The sequence below is a fragment of the Streptomyces sp. NPDC026659 genome (assembly GCF_040638245.1).
Taxonomy (GTDB): Bacteria; Actinomycetota; Actinomycetes; order Streptomycetales; family Streptomycetaceae; genus Streptomyces.
On record NZ_JBEZXY010000002.1, the window covers coordinates 239,276 to 258,403 of the forward strand.

The following is a 19,128-nucleotide window of genomic DNA, read 5'->3' on the forward strand; positions in this document are numbered from 1 at the left end:
TTCGCGACGAGCGGGTCGTAGAACGTACGAGAACCCCGGCCGCCCTTCATGGGTTGCCGGGGTTCTCGCATGTCCGCACGGCGTCTAGAACGCGCTCCGCGTCGGCAGCGGCTTGCCGTACCACATCTCGATCAGACGGGCCGCGATGGAGATGCCGTAGGGCGGCAGGACCTCGCCGGACTCGAATGCCTCGCCGAGTTCCTCGCGGGAGAACCAGCGGGCCTCCTCGATCTCGTCGCCGTCGGCGTCGATCTCGGTGGAGGTGGCGTGGGCGAAGAAGCCGAGCATGAGGCTGGACGGGAACGGCCAGGGCTGGCTGGCGACGTACTCGACGCGGCCGACGGTGATGCCCGCCTCCTCGAAGACCTCGCGGCGCACCGACTGCTCGATGGACTCGCCGGGCTCCACGAACCCGGCGAGCGTGGAGAAGCGGCCCTCGGGCCAGTGGACCTGGCGGCCGAGCAGGATGCGGTCCTGCTCGTCGGTGACGGCCATGATCACGGCTGGGTCGGTGCGCGGGTAGTGCTCGGCGCCGCAGGCCGGGCAGCGGCGGATGTGCCCGGCGGCGGCGATGACCGTGCGCTCGCCGCAGCGGGAGCAGAAGCGGTGGGTGCGCTGCCAGTTCTCCAGGCCGACCGCGTGCACCATGAGCCCGGCGTCGCGCGGGGAGAGCAGCAGGCCCGCCTCGCGCAGTCCGGCGGGCCGGGCGGACTGGTCGATGCGGCCGGGCAGCGAGTCCTTCTGGAGGGCGAAGTAGCTGACGCCGTCCTCGTCCTCGCCGAGGAAGTAGCGGTGGGCCTCGGTGAGCGGCGCCTCGAAGGAGGGCGTCATGACGAGTTCGGTGCGCCCGTCGGGCGTCTCGTCGATGAGGACCTGGCCGCCGGAGACCACGAAGCAGCGGGTGGAGGGGTGGCTCCAGGCCGCCGCGAGCCAGGCCTCGTCGAGCCGGTGGTGGGCGGCGCGGTCGATGCCGCTCGGGGCGGTGAGCGAGATGGGTCGGTCGGCGGTGTGGTCGGTCCAGGTGGTCACGGGTGCTTCCAACTCCCCCAATGGAACGGTTCGGTTCGGCGGGCGGTTCGGCGGGACATAGGGCGGCGGGCACCGGCTGGGGTGCGGTGGGGTGGTCGGGGCGTTCCTTCCAGTGTGCCCGGCGCGGGCGGACACCCGGTGCCGCGGCCGCCGGTCAGGGGGCGTCACCGTTCTCGGCGGTCTCGGCGAGGTCGCTCCACAGGTAGGCGGTGGTCTCGACGCCCTTGAGGAGGAGGTCCAGCTCGACCTTCTCGTTCGGGGCGTGCCAGCCGTCGGAGGGGATCGAGATGCCGAGGAAGAGCACCGGGGCGCCGAGGACCTCCTGGAGGTCGGCGGCGGGACCGGAACCGCCCTCACGGGTGAAGCGGACCGGCCCCTGGAAGGCGCGCTCCATGGCGCGTACGACGGAGCGCAGCGCGGGGTGGTCCAGCGGGGTCAGACACGGGCGCGTGCCGGGGCTGAAGCGGATGTCGAGCTGGATTCCGGCGGGCACCTGGTGGGCGGCCCAGGCGCGGACGGCCTTCTCGACCTGGCCGAGGTCCTGCCCGGCGACCAGCCGGAAGGACAGCTTCACCAGCGCCGAGGAAGGGATGATCGTCTTGCTGCCCGCGCCCTGGTAGCCGCCGCCGATGCCGTTGACCTCGGCGGTCGGACGGGCCCAGATGCGCTCCAGGGTGCTGTAGCCGGCCTCGCCGTGGGTGGCGTGCGACTTGGCGGTGCGCAGCCAGCGCTCCTCGTCGAAGGGCAGCTCGGCGAACAGCTCGCGCTCGCGGTCGGTCAGCTCCACCACGCCGTCGTAGAAGCCGGGAATCGCCACCCGTCCCTCGTCGTCGTGGAGGGCGGCGACCAGGCGGGCGACGGCGGTGGCCGGGTTGGGCACGGCACCGCCGAACGAGCCGGAGTGGATGTCCTGGTACGGCCCCTCCAGGCGGATCTCGCACTCGGCGAGCCCGCGCATCCCGGTGCAGACGGTGGGGGTGTCGGCGGACCACATGCCGGTGTCGGAGACGATCACGACATCGGCGGCGAGCCGGTCGGCGTGCTCCTCGACCAGGGCGCGGAAGTGCGGCGAGCCGGACTCCTCCTCGCCCTCGACGATCAGCTTCAGGTTGACGGCCGGGGCAGTGCGGCCGGTCGCGTCGAGGTGGGCGCGGACGCCGAGTGTGTGGAAGAACACCTGGCCCTTGTCGTCGGCGGCACCGCGCGCGTACAGCCTGCCGTCGCGGACGACGGGCTCGAAGGGGTCGCTGTCCCAGCCGTCCTCGCGGGCGGCGGGCTGCACGTCGTGGTGGCCGTAGACCAGGACGGTCGGGGCGTCGGGGTCGTCCGAGGGCCACTCGGCGTACACCGCCGGGGCGCCGGGGGTCGGCCAGACCTCGGCGACCGGGAAGCCGGTCTCCTTCAGCGCGGCGGCGAGCCAGTCGGCGCTGCGGCGCACGTCGTCGGCGCGCTCGGGCTGGGCCGACACCGAGGGAATGCGCAGCCACGCGGCGAGGTCGTCGAGGAAGGCGGCGCGGTGCCGCTCGATGTACGCGTGGACGGCGCTGTCCGGGGTCTGGCTCATACGCACGAGCCTATCGGCCCGCGCGGACATCCTCTCCGGGCGGTTCGTCACACTCGGCTTCCCCGACCGGCCCCTTCTCGCCGCCGCTCTCCCCGTCGCTCTTCCCGCCGTCGGGTGTCCGCGTGTCCCCGCCGGGGCTCTCGCCGTCGCCCGTGGCCGCCTCGCCGCCGAGCAGCCGCTCCAGCTCCGCGCGGCCGGGCAGCTCCGCCGGACGGACGACCTCCCCGGTGCGCACGTACAGGAACGCGGCCGTGACCGACTCGGGCGGCACGCCCTGCTGCTCGGCCCAGGCGAGCCGGTAGACGGCGAGCTGGAGCGGGTCGGCGCTCTGGCTGCGGCCGGTCTTCCAGTCGAGGATCTCGTACGTCGCCGCGTCGCCCTCGCCGTCCTTGTAGACGGCGTCGATCCGCCCGCGTACGACCCGGCCCGCGAGCGAGAGCTGCACGGGGACCTCGGCGCGGTACGGGGTGCGATGGGCGTACTCGGTGCGCTCGAAGGCGGCCTTCAGCTCCTCCAGGTCCGCCTCGTCCGCGATCTCGGCGTCGGCGCCGGGCAGCTCGTCCGGCTCCAGCATCGGCAGCGTCAGCTCCTCGAAGCGGGCCTCCACCCAGGCGTGGAACCGGGTGCCCCGGCGTGCGGCCGGGCGCGGGGGGCGCGGCATGGGGCGCGCGAGTTCCTGCGCGAGCCCGTCCGGGTCCTCCGCGAGCTGGAGCACCTGGGTCGCGGTGAGCGTGGCCGGCAGGGGTACGTCGGTGACGGCGCGCCTGGCGCGCAGCAGCTCGGCGGCGAGCGCGTCGAGGTCGCGGTCCCAGGAGGCGAGGGTGCGGGCCTCCTCGGAGGTCAGGGGGTCGTCGAAGGCCGGAGTCTCCTCGAAGGCCGAGGGCTCCCCGGGGGCGGGAATCTCCTCGGGGATCAGGGGTTTCCCGGGGACCTCCCCCAGGGGCCCGGTGTCCTCGGGGGCGGGGGCCTGGTGCGGGATCAGGGGGCGCTCGGTGCTCAGCCGCTCCCAGTCCCCGGGATCCTCGGGGCCCGGCCCGTAGGGGTCGTCCTCGTACGAGGGCTCATACGGCGGCTCGTCGTACGGCTCCTCGTCCTCCGGCGCCGTCGGCCACTCGGGGTCCTCGTACGCCACCGGCGGCCCGTCCGGCGCGTTCAGGTGGGCGCGGACGACGCGGGCGGCCTCCTGGCGGCGGTCGAAGGCCGCCCGGTCCAGCGGGAGCGGCCAGACCAGGTCGTCGTCGGCCGTGTGCAGGGCGGGGTTCTCCTCGCCCTCGGCGGGCTCCTCCGCCCACGCCTCGGTCTCGCCGTACCCGGCGGCGCAGTGGTCGTGCAGGGCCTGGAGGAAGTCGGAAGGGCCGCGCGGCTTCTGCTGGCTGGGTCCCCACCAGTGGCCGGAGCCGAGCAGGAGGGAGCGGGGGCGGGTGAAGGTGACGTAGCCGAGGCGCAGCTCCTCGGTGTGCTGGTGCGCCTTCATGGACTCGTGGAAACCCTTGATGCCCTTGGCGTCCCAGGAGTCCACGTCGGGCAGCGTGTCGGTGTCACCGCGCAGGGCGTGCGGGAGCACCTTGGCCTGCGCGGTCCATTTGTCGCGGCCCTGGGCGCTGGGGAAGGTGCCGTTGACCAGGCCGGGGACGGCGACCACGTCCCACTCCAGGCCCTTGGACTTGTGCGCGGTGAGCACCTTGACGGTGTTCTCGCCGCCGGGGAGGGCGTTGTCGAGGCCCTTCTCGTACCGCGCGGCGGTGCGCAGGAAGCCGAGGAAGGCGAGCAGGGTGGCCTCGCCGTCGCCGGCGGCGAAGGAGGCGGCCACGTCGAGGAAGTTGGCGAGGGTCTCGCGGCGGCGGGCGGCGAGCGCGTGCGGGGAGGCCGACAGCTCCACCTCCAGGCCGGTGACGGCGAGGACCCGGTGCAGGACGTCCATGAGCGGGTCGGACAGGGAGCGGCGCAGGTCGCGCAGTTCGGCGGCGAGCCGAGCGAAGCGCACGCGCGCGTCCGGGGAGAACGGCAGCTCGTCGTCCTCGGTCCCCGCGTCCAGGAAGGTGTCCAGGGCGTCCGCGAGCGAGGTGACCTCGGCGGGGTCCACCCCCTCCACGGCCTGGGCGAGCCTGCGGTCGGGGTCGTCGCCGCCCGCGTCCGTGTGGGCGACGAGCAGCCGGGCGCGGCGGCCGAGGAGGGCGAGGTCGCGGGGGCCGATGCGCCAGCGCGGGCCGGTCAGCAGGCGGACCAGGGAGGCGTTGGCGCCGGGGTCCTGGAGGACCTCGCAGACGGCGACCAGGTCCGCGATCTCGGGCAGGTGCAGCAGCCCGGACAGGCCGACGACCTCGACCGGCACGTCCCGGGCGACCAGCGCGCCCTGGATCTCCGCGAAGTCGCCCGCCGTACGGCACAGGACGGCGATCTCGCCGGGCGGGGTGCCGGTGCGGACCAGATGGGCGAGGGAGTCCGCGAGCCAGGCGATCTCCTCGGCGTGGGTGGGCAGCAGGGCGCAGCGGACCATGCCGTCGCGTTCGGCGCCCGGTGCCGGGCGCAGCGCCTCCACGCCCTCGTGCATGGCGCGCAGGGGCGCGGCGAGGCCGTTGGCGAGGTCGAGCAGGCGGCCGCCGCTGCGGCGGTTCTCGCTGAGCGCCCGGCGCCCGGCGGGGGTGCCGTCGGCGTGCGGGAAGTGCTCGGGGAAGTCGTCCAGGTTGGCGACGGAGGCGCCGCGCCAGCCGTAGATGGCCTGGCAGGGGTCGCCGACGGCGGTGACGGGGTGCCCGGTGCCCGCGCCGAAGAGCCCGGCGAGCAGCACGCGCTGGGCGACGGAGGTGTCCTGGTACTCGTCCAGGAGGACGACCCGGAACTCCTCGCGCAGCACACGGCCCACCTCGGGGATGCCGGCGAGGCGGGCCGACAGGGCGATCTGGTCGCCGAAGTCGAGGAGATCGCGTTCGCGTTTGGCGGCCCGGTAGCGCTCGACGAGCGCGGCCAGTTCCCGGCGGGCGGCGAGGGTCTCGGGGACCTTGCGCAGGTCGGCGTTGCTGAGCTTGACGCCCTGGAGCGTGTCGAGGAGCCCGGCGTCCCAGGCTTGCAGGTCCCCGGGGTCCACGAGGTGCTCGGACAGCTCGGAGTCGAGCGCGAGCAGGTCGCTCACCAGGTCCGCGAAGGAGCGGGTGAGGGCCGGGTACGGGCCCGGCGCCTCGCGCAGCACGCGCGCGGCGAGCTGGTAGCGGGTGGCGTCCGCGAGCAGCCGGGAACTGGGCTCCAGGCCGAGCCGCAGACCATGGTCGGTGAGCAGCCGCCCGGCGAAGGCGTGGTAGGTCGAGATGACCGGCTCGCCCGGGGGGTTGTCCGGGTCGATGGCGTCGGGGTCGGTGATCCCGGCCTTGACGAGTGCCTTGCGGACGCGCTCGGCGAGTTCGCCCGCCGCCTTGTTGGTGAAGGTCAGGCCGAGCACCTGCTCGGGGGCGACCTGTCCGGTGCCGACCAGCCAGACCACGCGCGCGGCCATCACCGTGGTCTTGCCCGAACCGGCCCCGGCCACGATCACCTGCGGGGCGGGCGGCGCGGTGACGCAGGCCAGCTGCTCCGGGGTGAAGGGGATGCCGAGCAGCTCCTTGAGCCGTTCGGGGTCGGTGATGCGCGCGGACATTCGTCAGAGGCTAGCGGCGGCCACCGACAGCCGGGCGCGCGGGACGACGTATACGCAGGTCAGGGGATACGTGGAGTGCCGTACGTCACTCCGCGCGCCGTCACTCGATCATGCGCCGTCACTCGATCACGTGCCGGCCCTCCGGCCGGGCGCTGCACGAGGCGCGGAAGTCGCAGTGGGTGCACTGGCGGCCGGTGGCGGGGGTGAAGCGTTCGTCCAGGACCTTTCCGGCGGCGGTGGCCAGCAGATCCCCGACCCACTCCCCCGACAGCGGTTCCTGGGTCTGCACCTTGGGCTGGGTCTCGCCGCCGTCCTTCCTGGCCGCGCCCAGCCGGAGCTGGACGAGTTCGGCGCCGCCGGGCTCGGGGCGCGTACCGCCGAAGGCGTCGTCCACGGCGCCCTCGGCCACGGCGAGCTGGTAGACGGCGAGCTGGGGGTGGTGGTCCACCTCGGCGGAGGTGGGGGCGTTCTTGCCGGTCTTGAAGTCGACGACATAGGCGCGGCCCGCGCCGTCCGCCTCCACGCGGTCCATCTGGCCCCGGATGCGGACCTGGTACGCGCCCGCCTCCAGGGTGACGTCGAAGTCCTGCTCGCTGGCGACCGGGGTGCGGGCGGCGCGGTCCAGGACGTGCCAGTTCAGGAAGCGTTCGAGCGCCGCGCGCGCGGTGTCCTTCTCCTGCGCGGACTTCCATGGCGCGTCGAAGGCGAGCGCGTTCCACACCGAGTCCAGGCGCTCCATGAGGACGTCGAGATCGGCGGGGGTACGCCCCGAGGCGACCTCGTCGGCCAGGACGTGCACGACGTTGCCGAAGCCCTGGGCGACGGTCGCGGGCGCGGCGGCCTTCACCTCGCGGCCCAGGAACCACTGGAGCGCGCAGGTGTTGGCGAGCTGGTCGAGAGCGCTGCCGGAGAGCACGACGGGCTTCTCGCGGTCGCGCAGCGGCACCTTGCTCTCGGTCGGCTCGTACATGCCCCACCAGCGGTCGGGATGCGCGGCGGGCACCAGAGGGCGGCCGTCGTCGTCGCTGAGCGCCGCCAGGCGGGCCAGGCGGCGCGCGGCCGCCTCCCTGAGGGCGGGCGAGGCCGCCGGGTCGACGGTGGTGGTGCGCAGCTCGGCCACGAGCGCGGACACGGCCAGCGGGCGGCGCGGGCGCCCGGTGACGTCGCGGGGCTCGGCGCCCAGCTCGGTCAGGAAGCGGGAGGGCTGGTCGCCGTCGTCGGACGCGCCCTTCACGGCGGTGACGACGAGGCGGTCACGCGCGCGCGTGGCGGCGACGTAGAACAGCCTGCGCTCCTCCGCGAGCAGCGCGCCGGGGGTCAGCGGCTCGGCGAGTCCGTCCCGGCCGATGCGGTCGGCCTCCAGCAGGGAGCCGCGGCGGCGCAGGTCTGGCCACACGCCCTCCTGGAGCCCGGCGACGACGACCAGGCGCCACTCCAAACCCTTGGAGCGGTGCGCGGTCATCAGGCGCACGGCGTCGGGGCGTACCGCGCGGCGGGTGAGCGTGTCGGCGGCGATGTCCTCGGCCGCGAGCTCCTCCAGGAGGTTGAGGGCGCCGCGTCCGCCGACGCGCTCCTCCGCGCGCGCGGCGGTGGCGAACAGCGCGCACACGGCGTCCAGGTCGCGGTCGGCGTTACGGCCCGCCGCGCCGCCGCGCCGGGCGGCGCGCTCCAGTCGGCTGGGCCACGGCGTGCCGTTCCACAGGTCCCACAGCGCCTCCTCGGCCGTACCGCCCTCGGCGAGCCGCGTGCGCGCCTTGCGCAGCAGCGCGCCGAGCCGCTGCGCCCCGCGCGCGTACGCGGGGTCGTGCACGGCCAGCCGCTCCGGCTCCGCGAGCGCGCGCGCCAGCAGCTCGTCGGAGGGCGGCGGCACGGGGTTGCCCCCGGCCCGCTCCTCCTCCCGCAACGCCCGCCCGAGCCGCCGCAGATCGGCGGCGTCCATGCCGGCCAGGGGGGAGGTGAGGAGGGTGAGGGCGGTCTCGGCATCCAGCCAGGCCGTACCCCTCCGCTCGGGAGCGGGGTCGGCCTCCTCGGCGTCGGACCCGGGTACGGCGGTCTGCTCCCCGCCCACCGGCGACGCCGCCGCCTCCGCCGTCGCCACCACCTTCAGTGCCGTCAGCAGTGGAGCGACCGACGGTTCATGGCGGAGCGGTACGTCGTCGCCGTCCGTGTCCAGGGGGACGCCCGCGGCCGTGAGGGCGCGGCGCAGGACCGGGATGCTGGAGCCCGCGCGGACCAGGACGGCCATGTCGCTCCAGGCGACGCCGTCCTCCAGGTGGGCGCGGCGCAGGATGTCGGCGATGTTGTCGAGCTCGGTGCCGGGCGTCGGGTAGGTGTACGCCTCGACACGGCCGCCCTCGCGCACCGCCGTCGGCTCGCGGTGCGCGCGCACCTTGTCGGCGGGCAGACGGCGCAGCGGCATCCGCTGGGTGATCAGACGGGTCGCGGCCAGGAGGTCCGCGCCGCTGCGGCGGGAGGTGCCGAGCACCTGGACGGCGGCCGGAGCGCCGTCCGCGCGCGGGAAGGCGTCGGGGAAGTCGAGGATGCCGTTCACGTCGGCGCCCCGGAAGGTGTAGATCGACTGGTCGGGGTCACCGAAGGCGACCAGCGTGCGCCCGCCCCCGGCCAGCGCGCGCAGCAGCCGTACCTGCGCGGGGTCGGTGTCCTGGTACTCGTCGACGTACACCGCGTCGTACCGCGCGGCCAGGTCGGCCGCGTACTCGGGCCGGTCGGCGAGGAGCACGGCGCGGTGGACGAGTTCCGCGTAGTCGATGACGCCCTGGAGGTCGATGACGTCCAGGTACTCGGCGAGGAAGGCGGCGGCCGCGCGCCAGTCGGGGCGGCCGGTGCCGCGCGCGAAGGCGTCCAGCGCCTCGGGGCCGAGACCCAGCTCGCGGGTGCGCGCGAGAACGGCGCGCACCTCGTCGGCGAAGCCGCGCGTGGTCAGGCAGGCGCGCAGGTCGTCGGGCCAGCGCACGTGGGCGAGACCGAGGCGTTCCAGCTCGGGCTGCCCGGCGAGCAGTCCGCGCACGGTGACGTCCTGCTCGGGGCCGGAGAGCAGCCGCAGCGGCTGGGCGAAGCGGTCGGCGTCCTGGTGGGCGCGTACGAGGGCGTAGCAGTACGAGTGGAAGGTGGTGGCGCGGGGCGCGCGGGCGGCGCCCATGCGCCGGGCCATCCGGTCGCGCAGCTCTATGGCGGCCTTGCGGCTGAAGGTCAGCACCAGGACGCGGTCGGGGTCGCCGCCCCGGGCCACGCGCGCGGCGACGGACTCGACCAGGGTGGTGGTCTTGCCGGTGCCAGGTCCGGCGAGGACGAGCAGCGGTCCCGCCTCGTGCTCAACCACGGCGCGCTGTCCGGCGTCCAGGCGAGGGGGGTCGAACCGCGCCGGAGGGGTACGCACCAGTCGGTAGGCGCCACGAAGCGCCTGCCGCCCCTGGGGGTGCGGTAGGCGCCCGGTGGAGGAAGAGGAGCTCAAGTGGTTCGCCGGTCCTGGTGGTCCTGGTGGTCGTACGGGTGGGCGGAGACACGCGGCACGCGCGGCGCGCGAAGCCCCCGCCCCACGAACGTACGCCATCCCTCGGACGTGCCCGGTGGCTCCCGGACTCGCCGGGTACGTCCCGTAAGGGGGCGGGTACGTCCCGTAGGGGGTCCGGCGCGGTCAGTAAGGGGTGCGGTGCGTCCCGTAGGGGGTGCGGGCCGTCCCGTAGGGGGTGTGGACGGTCCCGTAGGGGGCCGCGCACGTCCGGTCGGGGTCCGCCCGGGATCGCCGGTGCGCCGTTCGTGTGTCCCCTACGGGCCGCGCGTTCCCCTCAGCGGCACCGGATGCCGGAAGCTGTCAGGTGTGACCTTCCGTGCCCGCTTCGCCGTCCCACCGCGCCCGCCGCATGTCGAGCCGGGGCATCCGGCCGCGCCCGCTGCCGCCCGGCTCCCTGAGCGGGGTGCCCTCGGCCCGGTAGTGGTCGAGGGCGTGCCGCTCGTGGCCCGGCAGCAGCGCGCCGTCGGCCCGCACCACGCGCCACCAGGGCACCGCGCCGCCGTAGAGGGCCATCGCCCGGCCCACCTGGCGCGGCCCGCCCTCGGGGCGCCCGGCACCCCCCGTGCGCTCCCGGCGCTCGTCCTCCAGCCACTCGGCGACGTCGCCGTAGGTCATGACCCGGCCGGACGGGATCAGCTCGGCGACCTCCAGGACGCGCTCGGCGTACTCGGGAAGCGCGTCGCCGGAACCGTCATGGGCGCAGTCGGGCCCGTCGTGGGCGTCGTCGGCGGGGCTCTGCTCGCTCATCCGCCCCATCCTGCCGCACGGCACCGACAACGGGTACGGAAGCCCGCCAACCCCCTGATTCGCACCCTGATGCCCCCTTGTGCCGATCGGACGTGCCACCATCGTCCGGGCGGTGACCGGTGATACGAGACCAAGAAGAGACGATGAAGCAACAGGGTGTGCACCCCGAGGACGCGGAGGGCACCCCTGGCGCGGCCGCGCGTCCAGACACCTCCCGTAGGGGTTCGAACGACTCCCGTAAGGGTTCGACCGACGACGCGGGCCGGGGACGCGACCCGGGCGTGCCGGAGGGCCGTGAGCCCGGGGGCCGTGAGCCCGAGGGCCGCCGCTTCTGGCCCCCGCAGATCCCCGCCCGCCAGCGCCACGCCAGTGGCGCCGACGACGCGCACCCCGGTGAGGTCGAGGGCGACGAACCGTTGCTTCCCGCGCGGGTGCACCGCCCCTCCGACCTCATGCGGCTGGGCATCGGCCTGCTGGCCATCGCGCTGCTGCTGGCGCTCGCCGCGTTCGCGCACGGCACCACCTCGGGCCTCGAACAGGACATCCACAAGGGCACCGGGCAGGCGCCCGACCTGCTGATCAAGATCGCGGGCCTGGCGTCCAGCATCGCGATCCTGCTCGTCCCCGTCGCCTTCGCCATCGAGCGGCTGATCAAACGCGACGGCCTGCGCATCGCCGACGGCGTGCTCGCGGCCGTCCTCGCGCACGGGGTGACGCTCGCGACCGACCTGTGGGTCGCGCAGGCCGCCCCGACCTCCATCCAGGAGGCGCTGACCCAGCCCGCGCCGGGCGACATCCACGCGCTGACCGACCCGGTGCACGGCTATCTGGCGCCGGTCATCGCGTACATGACGGCCGTCGGCATGTCCCGCAGACCCCGCTGGCGGGCGGTGCTGTGGATCGTGCTGCTGCTCGACGCGTTCTCGATGCTGGTCACCGGCTACACCACCCCGTTCGCGATCATCCTGACGGTGCTGATCGGCTGGACCATCGCCTACGGCACCCTCTACGCGGTCGGCTCGCCCAACGTACGGCCCACCGGCCGGACCCTGATGGCGGGCCTGCGGACCGTCGGCTTCCACCCGGTCAGCGCGGCCCGCGAGGAGGCCGCGGAGTCGGAGAACGGCGACCGGGGGCGGCGCTACTTCGTCACCCTGGAGGACGGCCCCCCGCTGGACGTCACGGTCGTCGACCGCGAGCAGCAGGCCCAGGGCTTCTTCTACCGCGCCTGGCGCAACCTCACCCTGCGCGGCTTCGCCACCCGCTCCAGCCTCCAGTCGCTGCGCCAGGCCCTGGAACAGGAAGCCCTGCTCGCCTACGCGACCGCCGCCGCCGGGGCCAACGTGCCCAAGCTGATCGCCACCTCCGAGCTGGGCCCCGACGCCGTGATGCTGGTCTACGAGCACACCGGCGGCCGCAGGCTGGACTCCCTGCCGGACGACGAGATCACCGACGAGCTGCTCCACAAGGTCTGGCACCAGGTGCGGGCCCTGCAGTCCCGGCGCATCGCGCACCGCAGGCTCGCGGGCGACGCCGTACTGGTGGATCGTTCCGGCAAGGTGATCCTGACCGAGCTGCGCGGCGGCGAGATCGCGGCGGGCGATCTGCTGCTGCGCATGGACGTGGCCCAGATGCTCACCACGCTCGGCCTCAGGGTCGGCGCCGAGCGTGCCGTCGCCGCGGCGGTCAAGGTGCTCGGCCCGGACGCGGTGGCCGGCTGTCTGCCGATGCTCCAGCCCATCGCGCTCACCCGCTCCACCCGCGCGACCCTGCGCAGGCTGGCCCGTGAGCGGGCCGAGCGCGAGCGCGAGGCGGTCCTCGAGTCCTCCCGCCTTGCCAAGCAGGCCCGCCTTGAGGCGGCGTCGAAGGAGGGTGCGGCCCTTCCCGAGAAGCCCGACAAGAAGACCGTCCGCGCCGAGCAGCGGGCCGAGAAGCGGGCCATCGACGAGGCGCTCGACGAGGCCCGCGAGGAGGACCTGCTCACCCAGATCCGGCACCAGGTGCTGCGGATCAGGCCGCAGGCCCCGGTGGAGCCCGCCCGCCTGGAGCGGGTGCGGCCGCGCACCCTGATCAGCTTCATCGCGGGCGCGATCGGCGGGTACTTCCTGCTGACCCAGCTCACCCACATCGAGTTCGGCACGCTGTTCGCGCAGGCCCAGTGGGGCTGGGTGGCGGCGGCCGTGGGCTTCTCCGCGCTCAGCTACGTGGCCGCCGCGATGGCGCTGCTCGGGTTCGTGCCGGAGCGGGTGCCGTTCCTGCGGACGGTGGCGGCGCAGGTGGCCGGGTCGTTCGTGAAGATCGTCGCCCCGGCGGCGGTCGGCGGTGTCGCGCTGAACACCCGCTTCCTCCAGCGCCAGGGCGTACGCCCCGGGCTCGCGGTGGCGAGCGTCGGCGCCTCGCAGCTGTTCGGACTCGGCTGCCACATCCTGATGCTGCTGTCCTTCGGCTATCTGACCGGCACCGAGAAGACCCCCTCGCTGTCGCCGTCCCGCACGGTCATCGCGGGACTGCTGACGGTGGCGGTCCTGGTGCTGGTGGTGACCTCGGTGCCGCTGATGCGGAAGTTCGTGGTGACGCGGGTGCGGTCGCTGTTCGCGGGCGTGGTCCCGCGCATGCTGGACGTGCTCCAGCGGCCGCAGAAGCTCGTCACCGGCATCGGCGGGATGCTCCTGCTGACCGGCTGCTTCGTGATGTGCCTGGACGCCTCCATCCGGGCGTTCGGCGACGAGTCGGTGCACCTCAGCATCGCCAGCGTCGCGGTCGTCTTCCTCGCGGGCAACGCGCTGGGCTCCGCCGCGCCGACGCCTGGCGGCGTGGGCGCGGTCGAGGCGACGCTCACGGTGGGGCTGATCGCGGTGGGCCTGCCGAAGGAGGTCGCGGCTCCGGCGGTGCTGCTGTTCCGGCTGCTGACGCTGTGGCTGCCGGTGCTGCCGGGGTGGCTGTCGTTCAACCAGCTCACGCGCAAGGGAGCGCTGTAAGGGGCGCTGCAGGGGCCGCCGCGGCGCCCGGGCACCGGGTCGTACCTCGTACGGCCCGTGCCCCGCGCGCGGTGGCGTGCGCGCCGTGAGGATGGGGGCATGGCGATCCCCTCCCGGCCGCGCGCCGCAGCTCTGACCACCGGCGTCCTCCTCCTGGGGGCGCTGCTGGCCGGCTGCGACAGCACGCCGAAGACCGGGGATCTGACGAAGCAGAAGCTGGACTGGAAGGACTGCCCCGCCCCCTCCGAGGCGGAGGGCGGCGGCCCCCCGCCCTCCCCGCTGCCCGGCGGCGCCGAGTGGCAGTGCGCGACCATGCGCGCGCCGCTGGACTGGGCCAAGCCCAAGGGCGACACGATCGGCATCGCCCTGATCCGCGCGAAGGCCGGCGGCCCGGCGAGCGAGCGCATCGGCTCCCTGGTGTTCAACTTCGGCGGCCCCGGCGGCAGCGGCGTCACCACGCTGCCCGCGTTCGGCGAGGACTACGCGGCCCTGCGCACCCGCTACGACCTGGTGAGCTTCGACCCGCGCGGAGTCGGCCGCAGCGACCCGGTGAAGTGCGAGAGCAACACTCAGCTCGACGTGTACTTCCAGCAGGACGCGACGCCGGACACGACGAACGAGGAGAACCAACTCGTCAACCGCACGCGGAAGTTCAACGACGCCTGCGAGCGGAACTCCCAGCAGATCCTGCCGCACGTCCGCACCACCGACGCGGCCCGCGACATGGACCTGATGCGCCAGGTCCTCGGCGACGACAAGCTGCACTACTTCGGCATCTCGTACGGCACCGAACTCGGCGGCGTCTACGCCCACTTGTTCCCCAAGCGGGTCGGCCGCGCCGTCTTCGACGCGGTCGTGGACCCCACCCAGACGCCGGAGGAGGGGGCGCTCGGCCAGGCCCGCGGTTTCCAGCTCGCGCTGGACAACTTCGCCGACGACTGCACGTCGCAGATCGAGGACTGCCCCGTGGGCGACACCCCCCAGGACGTGAAGGACCGCATCGCCGGACTCCTCAAGTCCCTGGAGAGGAAACCCATTCCGGGCATCCCCCCGCGCAAGCTGACCCAGACCGCCGCGACCAACGGCATCGCCCAGTCCCTGTACTCCAAGGACTTCTGGGAGTACCTCACCGAGGGTCTGCAGGACGCCTACGAGGGCGACGGCAGAATCCTCATGCTGCTGTCCGACTCCATGAACGGCCGCACCGAGAACGGCCAGTACAGCAACATCGCCGCCGCCAACGTCGCCATCAACTGCGCCGACGAGAAACCCCGTTACGACGCCGCCTACGTCCGCGACCGGCTCCCCGCCTTCCGCGCCGCCTCCCCCGTCTTCGGCGACTACCTCGCCTGGGGCATGGTCGGCTGCACCGACTGGGCCGTACCCGGCGCCGCCGACCACCCCGACGTCCACGCCCCCGGCTCCGCCCCCATCCTGGTCATCGGCAACACCGGCGACCCGGCGACCCCGTACGAGGGCGCCCGCGCGATGGCGGACGCGCTGGGCGAGGGCGTCGGCGTCGAACTCACCTACCAGGGCCAGGGACACGGCGCGTACGACAGCAAGAACCGGTGTGTGCAGGGGGCGGTGAACGGTTACTTGCTCAATGGCACGGTGCCGGAGGCGAACACGGTGTGCTCCTGAGACGGTTGTCCTGCTCCCACTCCACAATGTGCCCATGCTGTGGAACGAGTGGACTCCCAACGCGACAGGAAGACCATGACTCACGTCGGCCATCGGATCGAGGACCTTCTGCGCGACGGTGTCCACCGGCGGGTCTACCCCGGCACGGTGTGGGCCGTGGGTGACGCCTCCGGCACCCGGGACAGCGGCGCCGTCGGCCTGTTACGCCCCGGGCCACCCGACGAGCCCATGCGACCGGACACCCCTTTCGACCTCGCCAGCCTCACCAAGATCCTCGCCGTGTGGTCCGTCGTCGGCACCCTCGTGGAGGCCGGAAAGCTGGACCTGAGGGCACCGCTGGGGAGCTTCTGGTCCGAGGTCGTCGGGCATCCGCTCGCGTCGGTCACCGCGCACCAGTTGCTCACCCACACCGCGGGGCTCCCGCTGCGGGCCAACCTCCGCAGCCTCTACGGGACCGACCCCCAGGACGTGCGTGACGGCGTACTGCACGAGGCCCTGCACCGCCCCCCGGGCGAGGCCGTGGAATACACCGACCGTGCCGCCCTCGTCCTCGGCTACCTCGCCGAGCGCCTCTCGGGCCGACCGCTGGACCGACTCGCCGCCGAACGCGTCTGGCAGCCCCTCGGCATGACCCGTACCCACTTCGGCCCACTCCCCGCCGGCACCGCCGCCCGGTGCGCCCCCACCGAGTACGACGACACCATCGGCGCCCATCTCCGGGGCACCGTCCACGACTTCTCCGCCCGCCTGCTCGGCGGGGTCTGCGGCATCTCCGGCGTCTTCTCCACCGCCGACGACCTGGCCCGCTTCCTGCGGCACCTCCTCTCCCCCGGCGACGGCTCCTTCGGACCGGCCTGGGTGAGGGACTCGCTGCGCGTCCATACGGGCGAACTCGCCCCGGCACGCGGCCTCTTCTGGCACCCGGCCCCTGGTACCGGGCCCGACGAGGACATCTGGGTCCACTACGGCTTCACGGGGACCGGAATGTGGGTCAGCCCGAGGCAGGGGCGTTGGGCGGTTCTCCTCACCAACAAGCTTTATTACAGCCGGGACCGGGGTCCGATCACCGCCGTACGGGACGGTTTCCGCGCGGCGGCCTTCGCTCGTCCGTAGTGTCTGATGGCAGCGGGCGGGCATCGTCAAGGCGGTGCCGGACAAGGCGCAACTCCCCGTTCGGGTCAGGGCCCTGGAGGAGGGGAAGACCGTCTACATGGCGGTCCCGAAGCTGGCCGACCGCAAACCCTTCTACCTCCTGGACCCGGCCGCACTCGCCGCCCCACCCGCCGAAGCCGCGATCAGCCACATCGCGGCGACCATCGCCCCGACCGTCGATGTGGACGCGCTCCGCCCCCTGGACCTGATCGTCCTGGGCTCCGTCGCCGTCAACCGGGACGGCGCCCGCATCGGCAAGGGCGCCGGGTACTCGGACATCGAGTTCGCCCTGTTGATGGAGGCGGGGCTCGTGACGCCGAGCACCGTTGTCGTCACGACCGTTCACGATCTCCAGGTGATCGAGGAGCCGATCCCCACGACGGAGCACGACGTGGGCGTCGACTTGATCGTCACCCCCGACGAGACCCTCACCTGGCCGAACCCCCACCGGCCGACCGGCCTGAACTGGTCCACCCTGACGGCGGAGAAGATCGCGGCGATACCGTCACTCGCGGTGCGGTACCGGCTTGAGCGTGGGCAGCGCTAGCGCGGGTGTCTCCTGAGGCTCGGGGGCTTACGGCACCTCGGCCTGCAGAATGAACAGACCCGCCACCTTCTCGTCCGCGTCGAAGGCGACCCGCGCCTTCATGTCTCCCGCCTCGTAGCGCAGGGGGACGTCGACGACCGTGTGGTCGCCGATGCGGCGGACGAAGGGGGCGGTGTCGGCGAAACCCTCGAAGGCGCCGACCAGGCCGGCGATGGTGGCGAGGGCGTTGCCTCGGACCTCGTCGGTGAAGGCTTCGAGGACCTGGGAGTTGAAGGAGCGCCGCGCTTCGTCCATGCGGTTCTCCAGGACGTCCCGCACGATCTCGGTCGCGCGTTCCGCCGCGTCGGTCATGCGCACCGTCTTGTCCATGGGTTCTCCCGTTCGGGGATCAATGGGTTTGCCGAACCGCTGGAAGGCGGCCTGGCGGGTGACGCCCAGCAGGTCACCGATCTCCTGCCAGGTGTGGCCCGCGTCCCGGCACTGCTGGACGCACAGCTTCAGCACCTGTTCCGCCAGGCCGTCCACGTCCCGGGACCGGCGGACCAGGTCCAGATACGCGGGAGCGGTCAGCGGACTGCCCATCGCCCCGGCCAGCGCGGCGGCGTGCTCCGCCAGCAGGGCGCTCAGGGAAGCGAGGCTCTTCGAGGAATCATCGGCCACGCGTAAAGGATGCCTTTACGCGGCTCGATGCGTCAAGGAAACCTTTACAGCCATGTGCGTCAAGGAACCTTTACGCACCGCACACTTGTGGACCGCGCCACCTCGGGCGCACCGTGGCCCCATGATCACTTGGCTGAGTGCCCGGAGCGCGTGGTTGCAGGTCCCGGTCCTGTGGGCGGTCACGCTGACCGCCGCCCTGGCCGGCGTCGCGGTCGACCGGACCTTCCTGGAGCATCCGCCCCTGGAGCCCCTCGCGTCCTCTCTCCCCATGGCGGCGGGCGGCAGCTTCCTCCTTGCCGTCGCCTGCGCCGGAGGGCTGCGCAAGAAGCAACAGCGGCACTGACGACAGAACGACAGAGGCCCACCGCGCCCGCACAAATGCGGCGCCGTGGGCCTCTCCCTCAAGCGAAAAACTCAGTACACCGGCTTCTCCGGCTCGATCTGGTGCACCCACCCGATCACGCCGCCACCCACGTGCACCGCGTCGGCGAAGCCCGCCGACTTCAGCACCGCCAGGACCTCCGCGCTGCGGACGCCCGTCTTGCAGTGCAGGACGATGCGCTTGTCGTGCGGGAGGGACTCGAGGGCCGAGCCCATCAGGAACTCGTTCTTGGGGATCAGCTTGGCGCCAGGGATGGAGACGATCTCGTACTCGTTCGGCTCGCGGACGTCGATGATCTCGATGTTCTCGCCGTCGTCGATCCACTCCTTGAGCTGCTTGGGAGTGATCGTGGAGCCGGTGGCGGCCTCCTGGGCCTCCTCGGAGACGACGCCGCAGAAGGCCTCGTAGTCGATGAGCTCCGTGACGGTCGGGTTCTCGCCACAGACCGCGCAGTTGGGGTCCTTGCGGACCTTGACCTGGCGGTACTGCATCTCCAGGGCGTCGTAGATCATGAGGCGGCCGACCAGCGGGTCGCCGATGCCCGCGAGCAGCTTGATCGCCTCGTTGACCTGGATGGAGCCGATCGACGCGCAGAGCACGCCGAGCACGCCGCCCTCGGCGCAGGAGGGGACCATGCCGGGCGGCGGGGGCTCCGGGTAGAGGCAGCGGTAGCAGGGGCCGTACTCGGACCAGAAGACGGACGCCTGGCCGTCGAAGCGGTAGATCGAGCCCCAGACGTACGGCTTGTTCAGCAGCACGCACGCGTCGTTGACGAGGTAGCGCGTGGCGAAGTTGTCCGTGCCGTCCACGATCAGGTCGTACTGACCGAAGATCTCCAGCACGTTCTCGGCCTCGAGCCGCTCCTCGTGCAGGACCACGTTCACGTACGGGTTGATGCCCTTGACCGTGTCCCGCGCGGACTCGGCCTTGGAGCGGCCGATGTCGGCCTGGCTGTGGATGATCTGGCGCTGGAGGTTCGACTCGTCGACCTCGTCGAACTCCACGATGCCGAGCGTGCCGACACCCGCCGCCGCCAGGTACATCAGCGCGGGCGAGCCCAGGCCGCCGGCACCCACGCAGAGCACCTTGGCGTTCTTCAGCCGCTTCTGCCCGTCCATCCCGACGTCCGGGATGATCAGGTGGCGGGAGTACCGGCGGACCTCGTCTACGGTGAGCTCGGCGGCGGGCTCGACCAGGGGTGGCAGCGACACGGGGACTCCGTTGGTCGGTCGTTCACTACGGTTGTTCTTCCCGTAACACTGCCA

Annotated in this window: 12 protein-coding genes; 5 read left to right on the top strand and 7 right to left on the bottom strand. The window is 73.2% G+C overall.

Going from position 1 to position 19,128, the window contains the following annotated elements:
• Window positions 1-84: 84 nt before the first annotated feature.
• The 5 genes from nudC to AB0E91_RS05700 form a co-directional block, all read right to left on the bottom strand.
• A complete protein-coding gene (nudC, locus tag AB0E91_RS05680) occupies window positions 85-1,029 on the bottom strand; it encodes an NAD(+) diphosphatase (protein WP_161181193.1) in 945 nt (314 codons plus the stop codon).
• A gap of 154 nt (window positions 1,030-1,183) precedes the next feature.
• On the bottom strand, window positions 1,184-2,593 hold the full coding sequence (locus tag AB0E91_RS05685; RefSeq protein WP_361775696.1) for a dipeptidase: 1,410 nt from the start codon (window positions 2,591-2,593) through the stop codon (window positions 1,184-1,186).
• A 10-nt stretch (window positions 2,594-2,603) separates the two neighbouring features.
• A complete protein-coding gene (locus AB0E91_RS05690; protein WP_361775699.1) occupies window positions 2,604-6,221 on the bottom strand; it encodes a UvrD-helicase domain-containing protein in 3,618 nt (1,205 codons plus the stop codon).
• Between the two features lie 118 nt (window positions 6,222-6,339).
• Window positions 6,340-9,693 carry an ATP-dependent DNA helicase gene (locus tag AB0E91_RS05695; protein ID WP_361775702.1) on the bottom strand — a complete coding sequence of 1,118 codons (3,354 nt, stop codon included), beginning with the start codon at window positions 9,691-9,693 and terminating at the stop codon, window positions 6,340-6,342.
• Window positions 9,694-10,053: 360 nt separating this feature from the next.
• Window positions 10,054-10,500, bottom strand: a complete 447-nt coding sequence (locus tag AB0E91_RS05700; RefSeq protein WP_361775705.1) for an MGMT family protein — start codon at window positions 10,498-10,500, stop codon at window positions 10,054-10,056.
• A gap of 143 nt (window positions 10,501-10,643) precedes the next feature.
• Between AB0E91_RS05700 and AB0E91_RS05705 the strand changes: the two genes are divergently transcribed.
• From AB0E91_RS05705 to AB0E91_RS05720, 4 genes are all read left to right on the top strand, one after another.
• Window positions 10,644-13,478, top strand: coding sequence for a lysylphosphatidylglycerol synthase transmembrane domain-containing protein (locus AB0E91_RS05705; protein ID WP_361775708.1), 2,835 nt, complete (start codon window positions 10,644-10,646; stop codon window positions 13,476-13,478).
• Between the two features lie 99 nt (window positions 13,479-13,577).
• Complete coding sequence (locus AB0E91_RS05710) at window positions 13,578-15,122, top strand: alpha/beta hydrolase (protein ID WP_361775711.1); 1,545 nt, start codon at window positions 13,578-13,580, stop codon at window positions 15,120-15,122.
• Window positions 15,123-15,197: 75 nt separating this feature from the next.
• Window positions 15,198-16,235, top strand: a complete 1,038-nt coding sequence (locus AB0E91_RS05715) for a serine hydrolase domain-containing protein (RefSeq protein ID WP_361775714.1) — start codon at window positions 15,198-15,200, stop codon at window positions 16,233-16,235.
• Window positions 16,236-16,269: 34 nt separating this feature from the next.
• The gene (locus tag AB0E91_RS05720; RefSeq protein ID WP_361775717.1) at window positions 16,270-16,821 is read left to right on the top strand and encodes a 5-formyltetrahydrofolate cyclo-ligase; all 552 of its coding nucleotides are present in this window, start codon (window positions 16,270-16,272) and stop codon (window positions 16,819-16,821) included.
• 27 nt (window positions 16,822-16,848) lie between these two features.
• On the opposite strand, the gene AB0E91_RS05725 is transcribed toward AB0E91_RS05720, so the two are convergent.
• Window positions 16,849-17,481: a DUF3887 domain-containing protein gene (locus AB0E91_RS05725; protein ID WP_361775720.1), complete on the bottom strand. Its 633-nt coding sequence runs from the start codon at window positions 17,479-17,481 to the stop codon at window positions 16,849-16,851.
• 121 nt (window positions 17,482-17,602) lie between these two features.
• Between AB0E91_RS05725 and AB0E91_RS05730 the strand changes: the two genes are divergently transcribed.
• Window positions 17,603-17,824 (top strand): hypothetical protein, encoded by a 222-nt coding sequence (locus AB0E91_RS05730; protein WP_361775723.1) that lies wholly within the window; start codon window positions 17,603-17,605, stop codon window positions 17,822-17,824.
• Window positions 17,825-17,895: 71 nt separating this feature from the next.
• Here the strand turns inward: AB0E91_RS05730 and moeZ are convergent, their stop codons facing one another.
• Window positions 17,896-19,074: an adenylyltransferase/sulfurtransferase MoeZ gene (gene moeZ, locus AB0E91_RS05735; RefSeq protein ID WP_361775726.1), complete on the bottom strand. Its 1,179-nt coding sequence runs from the start codon at window positions 19,072-19,074 to the stop codon at window positions 17,896-17,898.
• Window positions 19,075-19,128 lie beyond the last annotated feature (54 nt).

Excerpts from the sequence above, each read along its gene's own strand:
- AB0E91_RS05685 (WP_361775696.1), bottom strand. The coding sequence starts at position 2,593 with ATGAGCCAGACCCCGGACAGCGCCGTCCACGCGTACATCGAGCGGCAC.
- AB0E91_RS05690 (WP_361775699.1), bottom strand. The coding sequence starts at position 6,221 with ATGTCCGCGCGCATCACCGACCCCGAACGGCTCAAGGAGCTGCTCGGC.
- AB0E91_RS05700 (WP_361775705.1), bottom strand. The coding sequence starts at position 10,500 with ATGAGCGAGCAGAGCCCCGCCGACGACGCCCACGACGGGCCCGACTGC.
- AB0E91_RS05705 (WP_361775708.1), top strand. The coding sequence starts at position 10,644 with ATGAAGCAACAGGGTGTGCACCCCGAGGACGCGGAGGGCACCCCTGGC.
- AB0E91_RS05710 (WP_361775711.1), top strand. The coding sequence starts at position 13,578 with ATGGCGATCCCCTCCCGGCCGCGCGCCGCAGCTCTGACCACCGGCGTC.
- AB0E91_RS05715 (WP_361775714.1), top strand. The coding sequence starts at position 15,198 with ATGACTCACGTCGGCCATCGGATCGAGGACCTTCTGCGCGACGGTGTC.
- AB0E91_RS05730 (WP_361775723.1), top strand. The coding sequence starts at position 17,603 with ATGATCACTTGGCTGAGTGCCCGGAGCGCGTGGTTGCAGGTCCCGGTC.